Below are 18376 nucleotides of genomic sequence, written 5' to 3'. Positions count from 1 at the left end.
CCGTGTAAAACTATTGTGTCACACAAAAAAATGGAGCAAGTAATTGGAAGATGTTGGAGGAATGGCCAGTGTAGAACTTTTGTGTAAATCTACAGCACATCCTTCTCAGGATATCCCTGGGGCTATTTTAATTCCCACAATGATTGGTCTGTATCTCAAGTTTTACGATCGAGGTACATTTCTAATCGCAATCTAAAAGCTGTTGATGATCTCCCAACAACCCATCCCCTTTTCCATAAGCTGTTCGACATTGATATTATCATTAATAGCCTTTTTGAATTTAGGCGCATGAGAGGTATCTCCCATGAGAATGCCGCCTGTTATTTTATGATTTGTCAGATATATTTTATAATAATGCTCCTTTTTTTCCTCTGTATGTTCCAATGTCATATCATATTCTTGAATGTTGCCAGCAGAAAACACATTAATTCCTGCAATCGTCAGCATGGTAAAAGGTTGTGCAAGTTTGTATTCTACAAGGTCTCCTGCCATGTTTTGGCCTGCAGCTTTTCCTTGGGCCATGGCAGTACTCCATAACCCCAACACGACACCATCAACTTCTGCAATATCGCCTGCTGCATAAATGTTGTCAATGTTGGTTCTTAAATATTTATTCACTTTAACGCCTATATCAAATGCGATTCCTGTATCCTGCACTAAATCCAAGCTGGATCTAACCCCAGAAGAAAATATGACAGCATCCGTTTTAAACTCAGATCCATCTTTCATTTTAATTCCATCTGCTTCTGTATCTCCAGTAATTTCTTCGACAGCCGACCCAAGGTAAAAGTTCAACCCCTTACCTTCTAATTTTTGAAGAAGTTTAGCAGATAATGGTTCATCCAGTTGTTTTGGTAGCAAATAAGGAAAAAATTCAATAACATTGACATTTTTACCTGATGATTTTATAGCCCAAGCTGCTTCCAGCCCTAATAATCCTCCTCCAATGATGGTGATGTCATTACAAATGGAAAAATATTGTTGCATATATTTCAAATCTTTTATTGTTCTTAATGCAAAGATACCGCCCTTGTACCTGCCATTAACCGGAGGCACAAAGGGCCTGCTTCCGTTTGCCAATAATAATCGATCATAGGTTAATTCTGTTCCGTTATCCAATCTTATGCGGTTTTCTTTTACCTTTATTTCTTCTGCGATCTGATTTAAAATGACATCAATGTTTCGGTCTTGATACCACTTTTCATCATGTACCAACATTTGTTTATCATCGAAGGCTGTGCCAATATAATGAGATAACTTAACCCGATAGTAAGTCAAAATATTCTCTGAAGTAACCATCGTGATGGTACCTTTTTCATCTCTTTTTCGAATTTCCTCTGCAGCAGATAATCCTGCTATGCCGTTACCTATAATCACATACTTGAGAATTTCACTCATAATGCTGATAACCCCCTTCATTTGCATACATTGTTTTAGGTTTAATACATGCGTATGATACCCATTATTATCTTGTCTATAGCGCCTTTTTTTATTCAGAAACAGAGGCACTCGTTCATTAGTTCGTGAAATATTAAACAAATCTTTAACTTGGGAAGTTGTCGCATGTGATAGAATTAACATGAAAGTACATGATTATAAGTAATGAACCGTCAGATTAGCAAGGGACCGTTCCATCTACTTCACATCAGGTAAAATGATGATAAATTCAGAGCCTTCACCGACGCGGCTGTCAACTTCAATGCTTCCCTGATGCATTTGAATGATTTTTTGAGCAATGGTCAGGCCCAGACCCGTTGACTTTTTAGACGTAGCGGGAGAAGCAGTATGGGTATAGTACCGGTTAAAAATATGGGGCAATGCTTCAGGGGTAATGCCTGATCCCGTGTCACATATTTTCAGATGCAACGTACCGTTGTCTCGCTGAAAGAGTGAGATGGTGACGCGGCCACCTTCGTCAGTATGCTGCAGTGCATTACTCACGATATTTTCGATGGCCTGTTGAAGACGGAACTGATCACCATAACAGAGTGTTTTTTCGGGAAGATTTTCAACTGAAAGGGCAATTTGCCTTTGTTTTGCAGGGCCGCCGTGGTTTTCCAATACACGCTGCAGTAACAATGACAGATCAAAAAAAATCATATTAAAGGGAACCTGATCTTCCTCTAATCGGGCAACAAGGAACAGTTCTTCAGCCATCTTCTGAATATAATCGATGCGTTCATTGATTTGCCGAAGGTATTGCTCAGTTTTAGGCGAAGGGTCTGCCAGATCAGCCTGGAGCATGTCAACGTATCCAATCAAGGCAAACAGAGGGCTGCGGAGATTGTGGGCCACTTCAGAAAGAAACACCTTCCTGGTATCCTGAAGATTGACAATTTGATTGTATGATTTCGTCAGATCGGCGGTTTTCTCGTCAACAAGCCGTTTCAGGTTTTGGTTGGTTTTCTCCAATTGGATGGCCAGTGAGTCGGCTTTGCTGAACTTTCGTGCAAAAATACCGTTGATGGCAATGGAAAAACAAACAATGTAGATGATGTAGGCATATCTTCTGGGTTGCAGCTCGATATCCACCATTCCGTGGGGAATCAGACCCTCCTGAATACCGAAAAAAAACAATCGACTGACAATGAGGATACAAAGACCCACAAACAGGATGGGAGCTTCCGGGCGATTGCGCCTATAGCTGTGTAAAATCATCCAGCCTTGAACAAGAATCAAAAACCAATTGAGAACAGACGCATAGTTTTGCAGTATCACAGGGATGTTGCCAACAAAAAAGAAAACACTGAGAGACACTGCATAGAGGGCGTAAAAGAACCATTGAGTTTTAGGCGGCAGCGCATCAGGGATCAGCTGGCGAGTGAGTTCGAAATTGAGAATACTGGGGTGCATTAACAGCGTGAAAAAGATATACATGAAGACACCCTGGGGGATCAGCTGGTGGAAAACAGGATACTGCAGCACCGTTAACGAACCCCAAAAGGCCAGTAATGAAGACAGGGGCAGCAACAGCAGGTAGTGTTCACTTCTTTTAAGGGCGTATAGAACAAATGAATTCAAGATGATCATGGCATAGATACCCAGAGCAAAAGATTCGAGAACAATCCATCGATCGTGGACAAATCTGATTTGATCTTTCGTACCCAGCAACAAACTGAAATAACTGCCCCGCAGGTCAGAAGGTGAATATACCTGCAAGACAAAGGAATACCCTGGGGTGTTTCCCGCATAGTCTTCCAGCGAAAAAGCATCGTGGGTCTTCAAACGATTGCTGCCATCTTCAGATAATACCGGCTGATGATTAATCCACAAATGAAAATAGTAGGTGGAAGAGATGATGAAATGAAGCGACTCCGGGTCGTTCACCTGCATGTAAAAGGCGTACGTATTCCCGGCCATGCTAGAGTTATAGCGCATATCACCGGTAACGGTGTAATCCAAAGCAGCCAGTTCATCTGGTGCGTGAAGGCCGTCATACATCAGCCACTCACCGGCCAATTGATGGGTTCCTTTTGCAAATTGGCCGAGTTCCACGTGAAGCTGGCCTGCAGTGGCTTTCAGCAGGGAAGAATGTTGATTGATGCGTATCATTGATACAAGAAGCAACAGGCTGAAGGCCAGAGTCAATAGAAGTGATACCCGCCTTTTTAATTTCATGTCGTGTCCTCCTGAGAAAGCAAATAAAGAATAAAAACTGATTCAATTATACCTAAGATGGGAGGGAGAAGCCATCTATAAGATTCTGATTGTGGAAGATGACCTGGAAATCTGTGACATTCTAAACTTTTATCTGACTCAAAAAGGCAATTATTTGGTTGAAAAAGTGCACACTGCGAAAGATGCACTGGAGAAAACCAGAACGGAAAGCTTCGACATCATTTTGCTGGATATTATGCTGCCGGACACAGATGGCATTTCACTCTGTGCGCAGTTGCGGCGCCATGTCTACTGCCCCATCATTTTTATCAGCTGTCGGGATGATGATGAATCCATTATGGAAGCCTTGAATATGGGAGGAGACAGCTACCTGACAAAGCCTTTTCGAAGCCCGGTCCTGCTGGCTCACATTGAAGCCAATCTGCGCCGCATGCAACAGCCCCACACACAGGAAATGAGTTGCATCACCATCGGAGAATTAACGCTGGATTTTGCAGATCATACGGCGTTGAAGAAAGATGAGAAGATCTATCTGTCACCAACGGAATACGAGCTGTTAAAACATATGATGATGAATAAAGGCAACGCGCTCAATGCTGAAGAGCTGTATCAGCATATTTGGTATAAACCCAGCAATGGAGACGTGAGAACCGTGTTTGTGCATATCAGAAATCTGCGAAAAAAGATTGAAACAGATCCGTCAAAGCCGGAGTACATTATCACAGTTCGAAAAACGGGATACATGTTTGCCAACAGGTAGTGGCTATCATCATGCACCAAAAAAATTGTCATGCAAAGGGGGGTGTTAATACCATCAATGAATGCCGCTTTCTTTCAGGCTTGTTAAATGCTGAATGGGTTAAGGAATGCCTGGCAGATACCATGGCAAAGGTGTTCCGGAGAGGATGACCGACTTAATGAAAGGCCAGAGAGAAGAAGGTGAAGCCTTGGGAGTGAAATATCATCGACCAGGTTTTCGCCGGACAAAATGAGTCAAGGAGGCAACATAATGAAGAAAACGATTGCGATTTTACTATGCCTACTGATGATGGCAACACTGTTTGTTGGATGCACCGCAGAACAACCTGCTGCACCTGCAGAGGAAGCGCCTTCAGAAGAGGTTGCTGAAGTGATCAACGGCACTTTTGAGGGCACTGCGGCAGGAATGCAGGGGCCCATCACCGTTGAAATCACTGTGGAAGACAGCCGAATTACAGGCATTGAGTATCTGGCAAACTCTGAAACCATCACTGTTGTGAGTGTTGCCAACGAACGGATACCGGCACAAATCATCGAACATCAGAGTCTTTCCGTTGATGTCGTCACAGGCGCCACATTGACAAGCTATGGTATTATCAGTGCTGTCACAGAAGCTGCAAAAACAGCTGGGTTGGATGTCGATGCACTTAGACAGAATCGGGTGGCGGCTACTCCGGGAGCTCCAGAAACCTGGGAAACGGATGTACTGGTGATCGGCGGCGGCGGTGCCGGCTTGTCGGCAGCCATTAATGCGGCTCAACAGGGCGCAGAGGTCATTCTGATTGAAAAAGGATCGGTACTGGGGGGAAACACCTTAATGGCCGGTGCGGCTTATAATGCAGTTGACCCTGAAGCACAGGAGAACCTGATGATATTATCAAGAGCCCAAAAAGATGCTTTGGATGGCTACCTTGCCCTGAATCCCACTGATCCAAAGTTGAAATTTGATGTGTATCCTGAATGGGAAGCTGTTTTAACCGAACTTAAAGGTGAAATTAACGCATTTTATTCAAGGAATGCCGGTAAAGCAGCTGGTGTTGATATGCCCGGATTCGACTCGGTGGCGTTACATATGTGGAATATGTACACAGGCGGTCTGCGTGAGTTGACTGATGGCAGCTGGATTGCTCCCAATGTGGTACTGGCCAGACAGCTTGCTGCCAACGCCCTCGATGCCTTCGTATGGATGGGAGAAGCGGGACTGGAGGCTTCTTACGGCCTTGATGCCCAGTATGGAACAACTGTAGGAACAGGTACAGTGCTGGGAGCCATGTGGCCGAGAACCCATACCTTTATGTCAGGCGCCCAACGAATTCCTCAACTTGAAAAGGTGGCCATTGATAACGGGGTTACTGTATTCACCGAAACCAGCGGCATCGAGCTTTTGACAGATGCATCCGGCAGGGTGATCGGTGCCAAAGCGGAAAACGTGGTTGACGGAACCCAGATCACCATTAATACATCGAAGGGTGTTGTATTGGCCACCGGCGGATATTGTGCCAACCCGGTAATGGTGAAGGAGTACGATAAGTACTGGGGTGAAGATCTTTCAGACAGAACATTGTCCACCAATATGGGAACCAACAGAGGCGATGGCATTGTTATGGCACAGACAATCGGTGCTGATGTAACGGGCATGGAAATCGCCCAGATGATGCCTTCTTCCTCACCTGTTAAAGGCACCATGACAGACGGAATATGGGCCGATGCAGCCGAACAGATCTGGATTGACAGCAGCGGAAAACGATTTGTGGATGAATATGCGGAACGCGATGTGCTGGCGAAAGCATCGCTGGCATTGGAAAATGGGATTTTCTATATCATCTATGCCGGCAGAGGAAATGTGGGCAATCCTAATGAACTTTTGCAGGGAACCGACTACAATGAACGGGTTGCCGGTATGGTTGAAGGCGGACACATCTGGTATGGCAAGACTCTGGCCGAACTGGCTGAAGCCACCAAAACGCCTGCAGCAGGGGTTGCACCCGCATTTACGGAAGAACAGCTGCGGGCAACCATTGAGCAGTACAATAGTTATGTCGCCGCTCAGCATGACGATGATTTTGATAAGGCGGTCATCGCCGGGGCCATTGACCTTGATTATGTTGATGCCAACGACGATGTGGGTATTACCATTTCTCCAAGAAAAGCTTCATTGCATCATACCATGGGTGGGGTGGTCATTGACACCGACACACGTGTGTTGAATGGAAATGGAGAGGTGATTCCCGGGCTGTGGGCAGCAGGAGAAGTCACCGGTGGTATTCATGGCGGGAACCGACTGGGAGGCAACGCCATTACCGATATCTTTGTATTTGGACGCATTGCCGGATTAAATGCAGCAGCCGGAAACTAAGTCTGAGCATTGCCAGCTTTAAACATTTGAATTTAATTGTAAAATCAGGGAACGTTCTTCAAGGAGCGTTCCCTGAAAAATATAACCTCTGGCGGAACGGGAAGTAGAAACGTGTCCACAGAGGTTTTAGTTGATGACAGAAAAGAGTTGACAAATGCAACTCAGCAATCTAAAATAGCAGCATACAATTGAATTGTTCAAAACTGGAAACAGCGTTTTGACAGTGACAAGCTTGTCATGGAACTGAAAGGTGCTACTGAAATCCGAATTACTTAAAAAAGCTTAATCCATTGATGAATCTTGACGTTGTCGAGAATAAGAACAAGCGGACTATGGGTGTATAGGCCTAACAGAATGAAAGTGGCGGGTGAAAAACATGAACGATGATTTTCTGAAACTGGATAAGCAGTTGTGTTTCCCTCTCTATGCCTGCTCCCGGCAGGTTATCCGGCTGTACAAGCCGGTGCTGGATCCCCTGGGATTGACTTATACCCAGTACATCACTCTCATGGTACTCTGGGAAACCGATCATATCAGTGTCAAAGAGCTGGGGGAACGTCTTTTTCTTGACTCAGGCACGCTGACACCGTTGCTGAAAAAGATGGAAAATCAGGGATTGGTGCGGCGAGTCCGCAGCCTGGAAGATGAACGGGTGGTGGTGATTCACCTCACCGAAGAAGGAAAGAAAATGAAAGATAAAGCGGCAGAGGTGCCCCGGCGGGTAGTTTCCTGCCTGCATCTGGATCAGGAAGATGCCAAAAATCTTCATCGAATTCTGCATCTGATTCTGGAAGATACTCGGTCAGACACGTGTTTACTGGAAGAATCGGCTGAATGATAAGTAAAAGAAAAAGCGTTCCGGTGGTTGTCTGAACGCTTTTTCTTTTACTTGTTCAGCGAATCAGTGCCACTTTGATGTCGAAGCTGAAACTGCTTGGGTGTTTCCTGGTAACACTCGCGGAAGAGACGTATAAAATGGGAGAGATTATCATAACCCAGCATCAAAGAAACTTCTGTCACAGAGTGATGTTGAAGGTATGTAGCTGCCAATGCCATTCTTCGTGCTCTGACAAATGCCATTGGACGGAGAGTGGTATGCTTTTTAAAAAGATGGGACAGGTTGGAAGGCGACATGTGACAGTCCTTGGCGATTTCTTCCAACGTCATGTGTTCATGAAGATGGACATCAATGTACTGAATGATTTCCTGTAAACGTGAAGGGTATTGCATTTGAAGGATTGAACGCGCAGCACAATCTTTGATCAGCTCATAAACCAGTTTTTGAGCAGATAGATCCATCAAAAAAGCCTTGTTGGGATTACTGCTGACTGAAATAGAATGCAACTGTTGAATTTCCGCGTTGATTTCAACCCGATTAAAACCCAAAGCATATGATTTAAATGATGATGTGGAAAGAGTTTCGCAGACGGTATCCGCCAGGCGAGTGCGTTGGAGAACCCGTTGAATCACATCTTGGTTGAGTTCGAAAACAAGAGCCTGGGTGGGTTGGTCAATTTCCATGAGCACCTGTGAATGGGGCGGTAAAAGCAGGTGCTGGCTTGTTCCATAGGTGAAGGAATCTGATTTGTTCAGCGTGACTTTCTTTTCGCCGGAAAGAATGGTGCATAGGCGGGTGTAAGCATGGGAGCGGTAGTGATCGCAAAACGAGGAGGGTAAGTCATAGCTGAGAAGCTTCACATATTCGGTTTCCAGCCCATCAATGGTCTCGAGATATTCATGAAAAGAATGAAGCACACCAAGCTCTCCCTTCGTACAAGTTAAAAAAATAACAATATTTCAAGAATAGAACACTTTTTAAGCGCTATTTGATAGTAATGGAAATGGTGACAAGTTATACTTAAATCCTGAAACATAAGCATTTGTCACAGTAAGCAATAAATATATGTCATCATATCATATTGACGATGATTTCACAATAACAGTATCAATCAGCACTGTTGAAAGTCACCGTATATGAATGAATATACAAACAGGAGGCGATTTGATGGGTATGCAGTGGTTTCGTGTTCCAGCAGATATTGTTTTTAACGCAGGATCTTTATCTTATCTGGGAAAACTGAAGGGGGAAAAAGCAGTTCTGGTCACCGGCGGCGAGTCGATGAAGCGCCATGGATTTCTTCACCAGGCACAGCAGTATCTCATGGAGGCAGGGATGGAGGTGGCTGTGATTGATGGCGTTGAGCCTGATCCATCCATTGAAACCGTCATTCGGGGCGGGAAAGCAATGGCTGATTTTCAACCGGACTGGATTATTGCCATTGGCGGTGGATCAGCATTGGATGCCGCCAAGATTATGTGGGTGTACTATGAATACCCTGATACTAAGTTCGAAGATCTTGTGGCAGGAAAGTTTCCAGAGCTCCGAACAAAGGCACGCTTTGTTGCCATACCCTCCACCAGCGGCACTGCATCTGAAATTACTGCATTTTCGGTGATCACAGATCGGGAGAACCACATCAAATATCCGCTGGTGTCCTATCAAATGACTCCGGACATTGCCATTCTTGACGCCAATCTGCCTGCCAAAATGCCACCTCATATCACCGCCAACACAGGCATGGATGTCATGGCCCATGCGGTGGAAGCCATCGCATCGACTGCGGCCACCAGCTACACAGATTCACTGGCCATGGAAGCCATTCGATTGGTGTTTGCGCACCTGCCGACAGCAGTGGACAATGGGGATAATATGGCAGCCCGGGAAGCCATGCATAATGCCTCTGCCATTGCAGGCATGGCCTTTACCAATTGCTCTCTGGGAATTGTTCACAGTATGGCTCACAAGGTTGGTGGTGAGTTTGGTGTCACCCATGGAATGGCCAATGCCATTCTAATGCCTTATATTATTGCCTTTAATAAAGCGGGAAGCACAAAATATCAAGAGGTGGAAAGACAATTGGGAGTTGCCGATCTATCTCAGGCCCTTCAGGAATTAAACAGAAGTGTGGGTATTCCTACCAGCTTTAAAGAAGTAGCGGAAGTGAGCATCTCTGATGAAGACTTCCAACATGTCCTGGATCGCATGAGCCAGAATGCTCTCAACGACCCCTGTACCCTGACCAATCCGGTGAAACCATCGGTGGAAGATATCAAGGCAATCTATCAAAGGGCATTCAGTGGCGCGCTCGTTGAATAGGCATATAGTGGAACAGTAACACATCTTCGGCTCAATCTCATTCAACCATCAACAACCTTCCGTATAGAACCATATAGAACCAATTTTGCCATGGTATCCTCAAGGCGAAATTGGTTTCTTTTTGTTTTGGCAATCAAGTGATATACTGATGGAAGATTAGTGAAAGAACAGAGGTGAAGTCAGATGCGAAAAACAGCCTGGCTGGCAGTAGTGGGATTAATAGCTTTCCTATACACGGCCTCTTCAATACCGGGGCTGCGGGTGCTGCCGGTGCTTCGTCATTTGAATCAGCTGGCAGCAGGAATGGACATGACTTTCATCCGGCTTGCAGACTGGCTGGCGGCACGAATTCCATTGAATTTCGGGGAACTGGGGCATCTTGACACTGTGACGCAGGACTTCTTGTCTTATGTACGGGAAAACCCGGTGGTCATTGAGTTTTTTCTGCGGAAGCTGGCCCATGTGGGTGTCTTTTTCCTCATTACCCTGGCATTGTTCTTCCTGCTGTACCAGTATATTGCCAGTGCCACGCTTTCAATAGTACTTTCCTTCATGGGTGGATTTGTGCTGGCGGTGCTGGACGAATACCGCCAGTCATTTGTTCCTGACCGGGTGGCCAGCCCCGTGGATGTGATGATTGACATGGTGGGTGTCAGTATGGCTGTCTTGTTGATTATTTTTTCCCTGATCATTACCAGCGGTGAACGGCAGCGTTTTTTTCGCCATGGTGGGTTGAAAAAGAAGTTAAAGAAACACCGCGGCCCCGGGCGATTATCACCTGCAGGCAGGCGGCTTTCTGGAAAATGGCAGAAGATCTGATGGCGGCGAATCATGGTGTGATGACAAAACAGGAAGGGACCTTCGGCGAATGCCGAAAGGTCCCTTCCTGTTAAATAAAGTTAAGTTCATTTGAGCTGCACTATGATGTGAAAAGCTGAGAGAAATGTGGCAACAGTAAGAATCTACTTGGCTGCAGATTTCCCTGCGATACGTCCAAAGACCATCAGGTCGGCCAGTGCATTACCGCCCAAACGGTTGCCGCCATGAACACCGCCTGTGACTTCACCAGCTGCAAAGAATCCGGGAATGGGGCTGCCGCTTTCATCAAGTACTTCTGCCTGGGGTGAAATATGAATGCCTCCCATGGTATGGTGAACAGCAGGGCCTACTTCAATGAGGTAGTAGCCGGCTGTTTCCAGAGATCGTGGCATATCGTCACGACCGAAAGCTTCGTCATTTCCGGAAGCAACAGCAGCATTGTAGGTTTCCAAGGTGGCGGTCAAAACTGCGGCGTCCATATCCATCAGTTCAGCCATTTCCTCAAGACTCTCGGCTTCCACCACAAAGCCCTGGCGAATATAGCCCTCGATGGCGCTGAGGCTTTCGCGAATGCCTTCATCAAAGAAGAGGAATCCAGTGGCACCTTCCTGGGCCAGCATGGCCTCAGAAACCACATCACGGGTACCGATCTCATTTGTAAAACGTTCACCGTTTCGGTTGATAAGAATGGCACCATTGCCACGTACTGCTTCTGTGATCATGTAGCCGTTTTCAGGCACCACAGTTGGGTGCGTCTGAATTTGCTCCATGTCGATCAGGGCAGCACCGGCAGCCTGAGCCATTAGAATAGCCACACCATCTGCGCCGGGGTGGTTGGTGGATCCAAAGCCAGTGAGAGCAGCGTCATAGTCGGCAAACATGTCGCCGTTGGCACCAAACCCGCCAGTGGCAACAATGACAGAATTAGCTGAAATCTGATAAGTGTCACCTTTGTTATCTTCCACTATAATACCGGTGACGGCATTGCCTTCTTTCATAATTTCAACAGCTTTTGTGTTGATTTTGATTTCGATACCACGATTTTCCACTGATGTTCGCAGTACTTCCACCAGATGGGCGCCAACAGGGGCACCACCGGTGGGTCGGTGAGAGCGGTTATTGGAAGAACCACCCAAACGTCCAACATCAGATAAGTCGGCACCAAGTTCGATGAGCCACTCCACTGCGGGGCCGGCCTCATCAGCCAGAATGCGCACCAGGGCAGGATCATTCAGTTCATAACCGCCCTTCATGGTGTCTTCATAATGGGTATCGGCATCATCTTCAATGCCTGCGGCTTCCTGGGAAGAAGTGCCGGCTGCGTTTAAACCGCCGGTGGCTCGCAGGGTGTTGCCGCCGATAATGGGCATTTGCTCCACCACGATGACTTCTTTGCCGGCGTCATGAGCTTCGATGGCAGCTGCCAGGCCCGCGCCGCCAGCACCAATGATGACCACATCAGTGGTCAGGTCTGCTGAACCTGCTTCAGTTTCTGCAGGTGCTTCCACCTCGGTTGGCTCTTCCGGGGCCTCTGGCGCCGCAGGTTGTGAACCACCGCATCCTGACAGGAGTGTCATCATCAGCAAGATGGCCAATAAAAATGACATGCCTTTTCTTTGTTTCTTCAACATAAATAAATCCCCCTTTTGTTAGGTTTTTTCTTTGGCAATAACAGCATATTGCTTCATTAGTATGACAGAGGAAGAGGAGATTGTTAAGGTTTTATCAATATTGTTTCTTTTGTTCATATTGTTTACGACGCAAATGTCGAAATTGATTTATACAGACTGACATATGCACAGACTGTAGTAAGATGACCGATGGCCGGAAAGAAAAGAAACTGATATAATAAACTGGTAAAAAGTTTGGACAGGAGTTCAGGCAGGAACTTTAGACATCAATATATCACACTGACAGGCATCGCCGCTTGCAAAAAGGAGACAACCATGCTTGATAATCTGATTTTCAGCATTAATACCGCATTGCCGATTTTTCTGGTGATGCTGATGGGATGGGGATTAAAAAGGAAGCAAATACTCAATGACACTTTCATTCAAACAGCCAATACGCTGGTGTTCTATGTGGCACTTCCCATCAAACTGTTTCAGGATGTGGCCGGAACCACCTTCACAGAGGCATTTGATACAGGGCTGGTGCTGTTTTTGGTGCTGGCCACCATCATCAGCATTCCCTGCATCTGGCTCATAGGGCGTTTCATTATTCGTGAGCCGCAAAAGTTGGGAGCTTTTGTTCATGGTGGCTTTCGGGGAAACTTTCTATATATTGGGTTCTCGTTGCTGGAAAATATTACCGGCAGTATCGGGCCAAAAGCTCCCATTGCCATCGCCTTTATTATTCCGCTGTATAATGCTCTTGCAGTGATGATCCTCGCGCTGGCCAATGCCGGTCAAGACAAAGGCAACCGACGGCACCAGGTACGCCACCTGGTGGCAGGCATTCTTCGAAATCCGCTGATCATTGCCATTGGTGCGGGTTTTGTGGCCTCGGCCCTGTCGTTGCCGCTTCCCCTGGTCGCCACCCGCACCATGAACTACTTTAATGCCCTGACAAGTCCACTGGCCCTGATCGCCATCGGAGCTTCCTTTCAGATGGGTGCTGCTCTTAAAAATTTACAGCCGGCATTGGTGGCCAGTGGGGTTAAACTGGTACTATTGCCACTGGTGACAGTTTCTCTGGCGGTGATGCTGGGATACACAGGGAGCGATGTCATTCTGGTGTATATCCTCTTTGGAGTTCCCACGGCCACAACCTCTTACATTATGACGGCGGCAATGGGCGGGGATAAAGAACTGGCCTCCAGCATTATCATGATGACAACAGCCCTGTCGGTACTCACCATGACTGCCTTTGTTTTTGCCTTCAGGTCATTTGGCATTATTTAAACAGAAACCCCTCCATCATACTTTCATCACATTTGAGATGTAAAATGAATGCATCTCAACGAACAGTTCTAAAAGATGAATGAAGGAGGAAACAGTGATGAAAAAAAGATGGCTGATGGTGATGACTCTCTTATTGGTGGCAGCCCTGGGTGCCATGGTCTATGCAGAAACAGTGGAGACCCCCCAGTGGTTTTTCGACATGATTGAATGGCGGCAGGAGCGTATTGAAGAAGCCCTCAACGAAGGACTCATTACCGAAGAACAGGCAGCGTGGCAGATGGAACGTTTGGAAACCATGGAAGCCGCTCATCTGGAGAATGGATTTGATGGCTTTGGTGGTGGCGCTTGTCAGGGAGGCGGTCGCATGAGACTTGGCGGTTTCAGGAATGGCGCAGGTAAAATGGGAGGCTGGTTCCGTGGAGAACAGCCCTCGCTTCAAACCCAGTAAAATGATATGAACAAACGAAGCACTAAAAGAGCAGCAATCATTGCGATTGCTGCTTTTTAGTGCCGCTGACTCACAAAACCGACAGAGTGAAGGGGATTATTATGACGACAATGGACAGATGGTTGTCCTTTCTGATATTCTTAGATGAATAGTAGAGTTATCGTAGTTAAGAAACTTGATAAAAGAGAGCAGGAGGCTGCCATGAAAGCGAGTGTCTTGAATTATCACCAACTGTTCCATCATTCTCCCATGGGGATCATCGCCTGTGCCTTGGGTGAATCACTTGACAGTACCGATGAACTGAGTGTGTGGAATGAAGGTGTGATTGATTATAATGAAGCGTTCATCCGTTTAACCGGATGGCGGCAATCTTTCGATCAGACCAACATCGGCATTTTTGTTGATTCGCTGGGAGAAGAGCAAATCTGGGTTCATTTATTGCAAGGTGCCTGGCAGCGATGGGAAGAGATGGAGACAGAAGGCTGGTTCCCATTGACACAGCGGTGGTGCCGTGTTGTTATGAAACCTCAAAATGACCCCAAGCGACATCTGTTAATCTACCTGATGGATGAAACAGATCGAAAAAACCGTGAAAATGCCGTTATACAGGCGCATCCCGATTTGCTGTTTGTTTTTGATATCAATGGGAATTATCTGGAATCTTACACCCAGGATGAAAACAAGCTGTTGGTACCCTTGCGGCAGCTCATTGGAAAAAATCTCATCAGCACATTTCCCAGAGAGGTGGCCGAAGGTGCCATTTGCGCCTTCCAAGAAGCATCGGCAGAGCAGCGGCTGGTGGTGTATGACTATACCCTGCACGTGAAGGAGGAACCGGAACATTTTGAAGCCAGAATTGTTCCCCTCGAAGGTGACAGAGTGCTGACCATCATCAGGGATGTGACAGAAAACCGAAACATCAAAAAACAACTGGAGTTTCAGGCGGCAATTCTTGATCAGGTGGCAGACCATGTGACTGTCAGTGACGAAGCGGGAATCATTCATTATGTGAATGATATTCAGTGCCGCACCTATGGATTGTCGAAAGAAGACTTTGTAGGCAAATCCACCGCTATTTTTTATCAACAGGAAGGATTGGTGCTGGATCGTGATGATCAGCAAAACCGCAGGTCAATTATGAAGGAAACCTTTGAAAAAGGGTTCTGGGAAGGCGAAGTGGTGAATCAAAGGGATGGGGAGGAAAAAGCTGTTTTTTACTGCCGAAACAAGGTGGTGGTACTTCCGGGAGACGAGGAACGCTACAGCATTTCAACCCTGACCAATATCACAGAACGCAAAAAAATGGAGGATGCCCTGCGTGTGGCCAAAGAAAATGCAGAATCGGCCAATAGTGCCAAGACCATCTTTCTTGCCAACATGAGCCATGAAATCAGAACTCCCATGAATGGGATGATCGGCTTCATTCAGCTGTTGCAAATGACTGACCTGGACGAAGAGCAGACAGAGTACATTACGTATGTTCATGAAGCGGCACGAACGCTTCTCCATGTGATCAGTGATGTGCTGGATATTTCCAAAATCGAGTCAGATAAAATGAGCCTTCGGAAAAGCACGTTTCATTTAATGAAGGCAGTGGACAGAATTGCAGGCCTGTACCGGCATCAGGCAGAGACGAAAGGGTTGATGCTCTCAGTGTCGGCAGATGCGCATCTACCGGAATGGGTCACTGGTGATAAAGACAAACTGACTCAGATACTGGGAAATTTGCTGAACAACGCTGTTAAATTTACGGAAGAGGGACATGTGGCAGTGAGAATTTGCCTTGACAAAACCAATGCCTCCACGCATCAGATCACCTTTGAGATTGAAGACAGCGGCATAGGTATTGAGGAAGACCAGTATCCTCAAATATTTCATCCCTTTATGCAGGTTGATATGACGTTATCCAAAAGATACGGGGGAACCGGCCTGGGCTTATCTATTGTGAAACGCCTGGCAGAACTGATGAATGGCACCATTATGGTTAACAGGCGTGAACCTCACGGAACCGTTTTTATCCTGACGCTGCCTTTTGAAGTGGTTGCCTTAACGGAAACAGATGGAATCTTGCCGAAAGTGTAAGGGGTACTGCCTGGATCTGACCACTATTAATAAGGAAAGCCGACACCCGAACCTGAAATCACGGGCAGATCATTCTATCAAGAATGGGTGCCTGCGGTTTCAGGTTTATTATTTTTGATCGAAAACAGCTTGTGATAGTAGGCGGTGGACGAGTGGTGCATCGAAATTTGCTCCATTTGCTCTGGTGATCAGTCTCCTGTTTCTGTAAAGTTGTGCGGGGCAATTGAACAATAATGACAAAATCAGAAAATCCTTCTGAAACATTTGACAAGAAGGACAACATACTATAAAATTCATAAATAGAATAAACTGAAAATATGAAATATATCAATAAGTAGTAAGATTCGATATGTTCCACCAATCGCATCGATTCATTTGCAGGGAAGCCATCCCGGTATTACCGGTGAATGGGGTGGCATACCATAAATCAACACAAGGAGGTGAAATTAAGACATTCATTGGGAGATGAGCTTTCGAAAACCGACTATTAAGAATGACCAGAACGTTGTCAAGCTATTTTAGAATCTTATGAACACCTGCATTTCTGGAAAAAGTGCCATCTCCTGCAAAGTCGGCAATCAAGTACGAGAACAATAAAGGAGGAAAGTTGATGGATGCATTTCTGGACAAGTTAGTCGGTTGGTTATGGGGTCCTGCCATGCTGGTGCTGGTGCTGGGTCTCGGGGCATACTTCACCATTCGAAGCGGATTCTGGCAGTTCAGGTACTTTGGTCATTCCTTTAAGTATGTCTGGGGCAACCTGACCCGTAAACGCGGCGAAGGCAGCGGGATTCTCACATCGTTCGAAGCTTTTTGCGTGGCGACATCCGGTGCCATTGGTGTCGGTAACATCGGCGGCGTGGCCAGTGCCATCGCCATTGGGGGCGTGGGAGCTGTTTTCTGGATGTGGGTGACCGGTCTTGTCGGACTGATGACTAAAATGGTGGAGGTTGCTTTAGCAGTCCACTATCGGCAGGAGTTTGAAAATGGAGACACCTATGGTGGACCCACCTACTACCTGGATAAAGGCTGGCATGGCCAGTTGGGACTTCCCTTCTGGAAGCCCCTGGCAGCGATCTTTGGCGTGGGGATCCTTTCCTCCTGGGTACTGACGATGCAGACTTTTACCGTATCTGAATCGATTTCCACCACCTTCGGCGTCAGCCACAGCATGGCGGCTGCCGGTGTTGGTATTTTCATGTATGCGGTTATCCTGGGCGGTATTTCCCGCATTGGGCGTTTCTCCTCCTATATAGTGCCTTTTATGGCCGCATTTTACATTATCGGCGGTCTGTTCATTATTATTACCAATATTGGACAGCTTCCTGCAGCGGTTAGCCTTATTTTTGCACATGCCTTCCAGCCCATGGCAGCAGTGGGCGGCTTCGCAGGCGCCACCTTCATGATGGCCATTCGCATGGGGGTTGCCCGGGGTGTTTACAGTAATGAAGCTGGCTGGGGTTCTGCACCAATGGCCCATGCCACATCAAAAGTTGATCATCCCATCAAACAGGGTATGTGGGGGATTTTTGAAGTATTTCTGGATACCATTGTGGTGTGCACCATCACAGCACTGGTTATTGTCATGACCGGTGCCTATGATACAGGGCTGGCCGGCGCCAGTCTCACACTGAACGCTTTTGAAGAAGGCATTGGTTACTGGGGGGTAGTACTGGTTACCATTGGGGTTGTGCTCTTTGGTTTCACCACCCTGACAGGCTGGTACGCCTACTATGAAACCATCCTGCTTCACGGGTTTGGAAGAGAGTCCGCCTTCGCCAAGTTTATTCTGGGTGTTTTGAAATATGGTTATCCTGTTCCTGGTGTGGCGCTTGTTTTCTACGCCAACTGGGTGGGAATGCCCACAGGTACAGTATGGCTCTTTGCCGATATAACCGTGGCCATTCCGGTGTACGTCAACCTGATTGCGCTGATTCCTCTTTGCCCCAAATTCTTTGAGCTGCTGCGGCACTATAATGCCACCGTGCTGGGCAAAGAACCTGTCACTGATCAGATTCAAAGCACGAATCTGTTCTGGGCACCAGGCCAGCCATTCAAGTCTTATTAAGACAGGGTAAGTGACCGTTTAAGGGATCACACCCTGACGGAATGCATCAAGAACATGAAAAGCATAAATTCCGGATTGCCGGGGTTTATGCTTTTTTTTATAAAAGGGAATCTGATGTCTGAAAAACGACAATATGATATGATGAAATCATTAGTTCATCTCAGAA

Annotated in this window: 13 protein-coding genes; 9 read left to right on the top strand and 4 right to left on the bottom strand. The window is 46.6% G+C overall.

What is annotated here, in order from left to right; all coding sequences use genetic code 11:
• Nucleotides 1-192 precede the first annotated feature (192 nt).
• Both QOL74_RS12315 and QOL74_RS12310 read right to left on the bottom strand, forming a co-directional pair.
• A complete protein-coding gene (locus tag QOL74_RS12315) occupies nucleotides 193-1398 on the bottom strand; it encodes an NAD(P)/FAD-dependent oxidoreductase (RefSeq protein WP_283409790.1) in 1206 nt (401 codons plus the stop codon).
• 237 nt (nucleotides 1399-1635) lie between these two features.
• Nucleotides 1636-3618, bottom strand: a complete 1983-nt coding sequence (locus QOL74_RS12310) for a sensor histidine kinase (RefSeq protein ID WP_283409789.1) — start codon at nucleotides 3616-3618, stop codon at nucleotides 1636-1638.
• A 91-nt stretch (nucleotides 3619-3709) separates the two neighbouring features.
• Between QOL74_RS12310 and QOL74_RS12305 the strand changes: the two genes are divergently transcribed.
• The 3 genes from QOL74_RS12305 to QOL74_RS12295 all read left to right on the top strand — a co-directional run bounded on the left by QOL74_RS12305 (nucleotide 3710) and on the right by QOL74_RS12295 (nucleotide 7571).
• Nucleotides 3710-4378: a response regulator transcription factor gene (locus QOL74_RS12305; protein WP_283409788.1), complete on the top strand. Its 669-nt coding sequence runs from the start codon at nucleotides 3710-3712 to the stop codon at nucleotides 4376-4378.
• A gap of 249 nt (nucleotides 4379-4627) precedes the next feature.
• Nucleotides 4628-6733: an FAD-dependent oxidoreductase gene (locus QOL74_RS12300; protein WP_283409787.1), complete on the top strand. Its 2106-nt coding sequence runs from the start codon at nucleotides 4628-4630 to the stop codon at nucleotides 6731-6733.
• Nucleotides 6734-7109: 376 nt separating this feature from the next.
• Nucleotides 7110-7571, top strand: coding sequence for a MarR family winged helix-turn-helix transcriptional regulator (locus QOL74_RS12295; protein WP_283409786.1), 462 nt, complete (start codon nucleotides 7110-7112; stop codon nucleotides 7569-7571).
• Nucleotides 7572-7618: 47 nt separating this feature from the next.
• Here the strand turns inward: QOL74_RS12295 and QOL74_RS12290 are convergent, their stop codons facing one another.
• The gene (locus tag QOL74_RS12290; protein WP_283409785.1) at nucleotides 7619-8488 is read right to left on the bottom strand and encodes a helix-turn-helix domain-containing protein; all 870 of its coding nucleotides are present in this window, start codon (nucleotides 8486-8488) and stop codon (nucleotides 7619-7621) included.
• A 250-nt stretch (nucleotides 8489-8738) separates the two neighbouring features.
• Between QOL74_RS12290 and QOL74_RS12285 the strand changes: the two genes are divergently transcribed.
• On the top strand, nucleotides 8739-9890 hold the full coding sequence (locus tag QOL74_RS12285; protein WP_283409784.1) for an iron-containing alcohol dehydrogenase: 1152 nt from the start codon (nucleotides 8739-8741) through the stop codon (nucleotides 9888-9890).
• Nucleotides 9891-10073: 183 nt separating this feature from the next.
• A complete protein-coding gene (locus tag QOL74_RS12280; protein ID WP_283409783.1) occupies nucleotides 10074-10709 on the top strand; it encodes a VanZ family protein in 636 nt (211 codons plus the stop codon).
• A 143-nt stretch (nucleotides 10710-10852) separates the two neighbouring features.
• Here the strand turns inward: QOL74_RS12280 and QOL74_RS12275 are convergent, their stop codons facing one another.
• Complete coding sequence (locus QOL74_RS12275; RefSeq protein WP_283409782.1) at nucleotides 10853-12340, bottom strand: flavocytochrome c; 1488 nt, start codon at nucleotides 12338-12340, stop codon at nucleotides 10853-10855.
• A 315-nt stretch (nucleotides 12341-12655) separates the two neighbouring features.
• On the opposite strand from QOL74_RS12275, the gene QOL74_RS12270 reads away from it, so the two are divergent.
• From QOL74_RS12270 to QOL74_RS12255, 4 genes are all read left to right on the top strand, one after another.
• On the top strand, nucleotides 12656-13612 hold the full coding sequence (locus QOL74_RS12270; protein WP_283409781.1) for an AEC family transporter: 957 nt from the start codon (nucleotides 12656-12658) through the stop codon (nucleotides 13610-13612).
• A 97-nt stretch (nucleotides 13613-13709) separates the two neighbouring features.
• Nucleotides 13710-14060: a hypothetical protein gene (locus QOL74_RS12265; RefSeq protein ID WP_283409780.1), complete on the top strand. Its 351-nt coding sequence runs from the start codon at nucleotides 13710-13712 to the stop codon at nucleotides 14058-14060.
• A gap of 201 nt (nucleotides 14061-14261) precedes the next feature.
• Entirely contained in the window at nucleotides 14262-16142 is a 1881-nt protein-coding gene (locus QOL74_RS12260; RefSeq protein WP_283409779.1) for a PAS domain-containing sensor histidine kinase, read from the top strand.
• Nucleotides 16143-16752: 610 nt separating this feature from the next.
• Nucleotides 16753-18210, top strand: a complete 1458-nt coding sequence (locus QOL74_RS12255) for an alanine/glycine:cation symporter family protein (RefSeq protein ID WP_283409778.1) — start codon at nucleotides 16753-16755, stop codon at nucleotides 18208-18210.
• Nucleotides 18211-18376 lie beyond the last annotated feature (166 nt).

Origin of the sequence: Anoxynatronum buryatiense (assembly GCF_900182905.1) — a bacterium.
Lineage (GTDB): Bacteria > Bacillota > Clostridia > Peptostreptococcales > Tindalliaceae > Anoxynatronum > Anoxynatronum buryatiense.
Note: the sequence above shows the minus strand (reverse complement) of the source record. Positions and strands in the feature narration are given on the sequence as shown.

What these genes read in the sequence shown, in the direction of transcription:
- QOL74_RS12315 (WP_283409790.1), bottom strand. Translation starts at nt 1,398, where the DNA reads ATGAGTGAAATTCTCAAGTATGTGATTATAGGTAACGGCATAGCAGGA.
- QOL74_RS12310 (WP_283409789.1), bottom strand. Translation starts at nt 3,618, where the DNA reads ATGAAATTAAAAAGGCGGGTATCACTTCTATTGACTCTGGCCTTCAGC.
- QOL74_RS12300 (WP_283409787.1), top strand. Translation starts at nt 4,628, where the DNA reads ATGAAGAAAACGATTGCGATTTTACTATGCCTACTGATGATGGCAACA.
- QOL74_RS12295 (WP_283409786.1), top strand. Translation starts at nt 7,110, where the DNA reads ATGAACGATGATTTTCTGAAACTGGATAAGCAGTTGTGTTTCCCTCTC.
- QOL74_RS12285 (WP_283409784.1), top strand. Translation starts at nt 8,739, where the DNA reads ATGGGTATGCAGTGGTTTCGTGTTCCAGCAGATATTGTTTTTAACGCA.
- QOL74_RS12280 (WP_283409783.1), top strand. Translation starts at nt 10,074, where the DNA reads ATGCGAAAAACAGCCTGGCTGGCAGTAGTGGGATTAATAGCTTTCCTA.
- QOL74_RS12275 (WP_283409782.1), bottom strand. Translation starts at nt 12,340, where the DNA reads ATGTTGAAGAAACAAAGAAAAGGCATGTCATTTTTATTGGCCATCTTG.
- QOL74_RS12270 (WP_283409781.1), top strand. Translation starts at nt 12,656, where the DNA reads ATGCTTGATAATCTGATTTTCAGCATTAATACCGCATTGCCGATTTTT.
- QOL74_RS12265 (WP_283409780.1), top strand. Translation starts at nt 13,710, where the DNA reads ATGAAAAAAAGATGGCTGATGGTGATGACTCTCTTATTGGTGGCAGCC.
- QOL74_RS12260 (WP_283409779.1), top strand. Translation starts at nt 14,262, where the DNA reads ATGAAAGCGAGTGTCTTGAATTATCACCAACTGTTCCATCATTCTCCC.
- QOL74_RS12255 (WP_283409778.1), top strand. Translation starts at nt 16,753, where the DNA reads ATGGATGCATTTCTGGACAAGTTAGTCGGTTGGTTATGGGGTCCTGCC.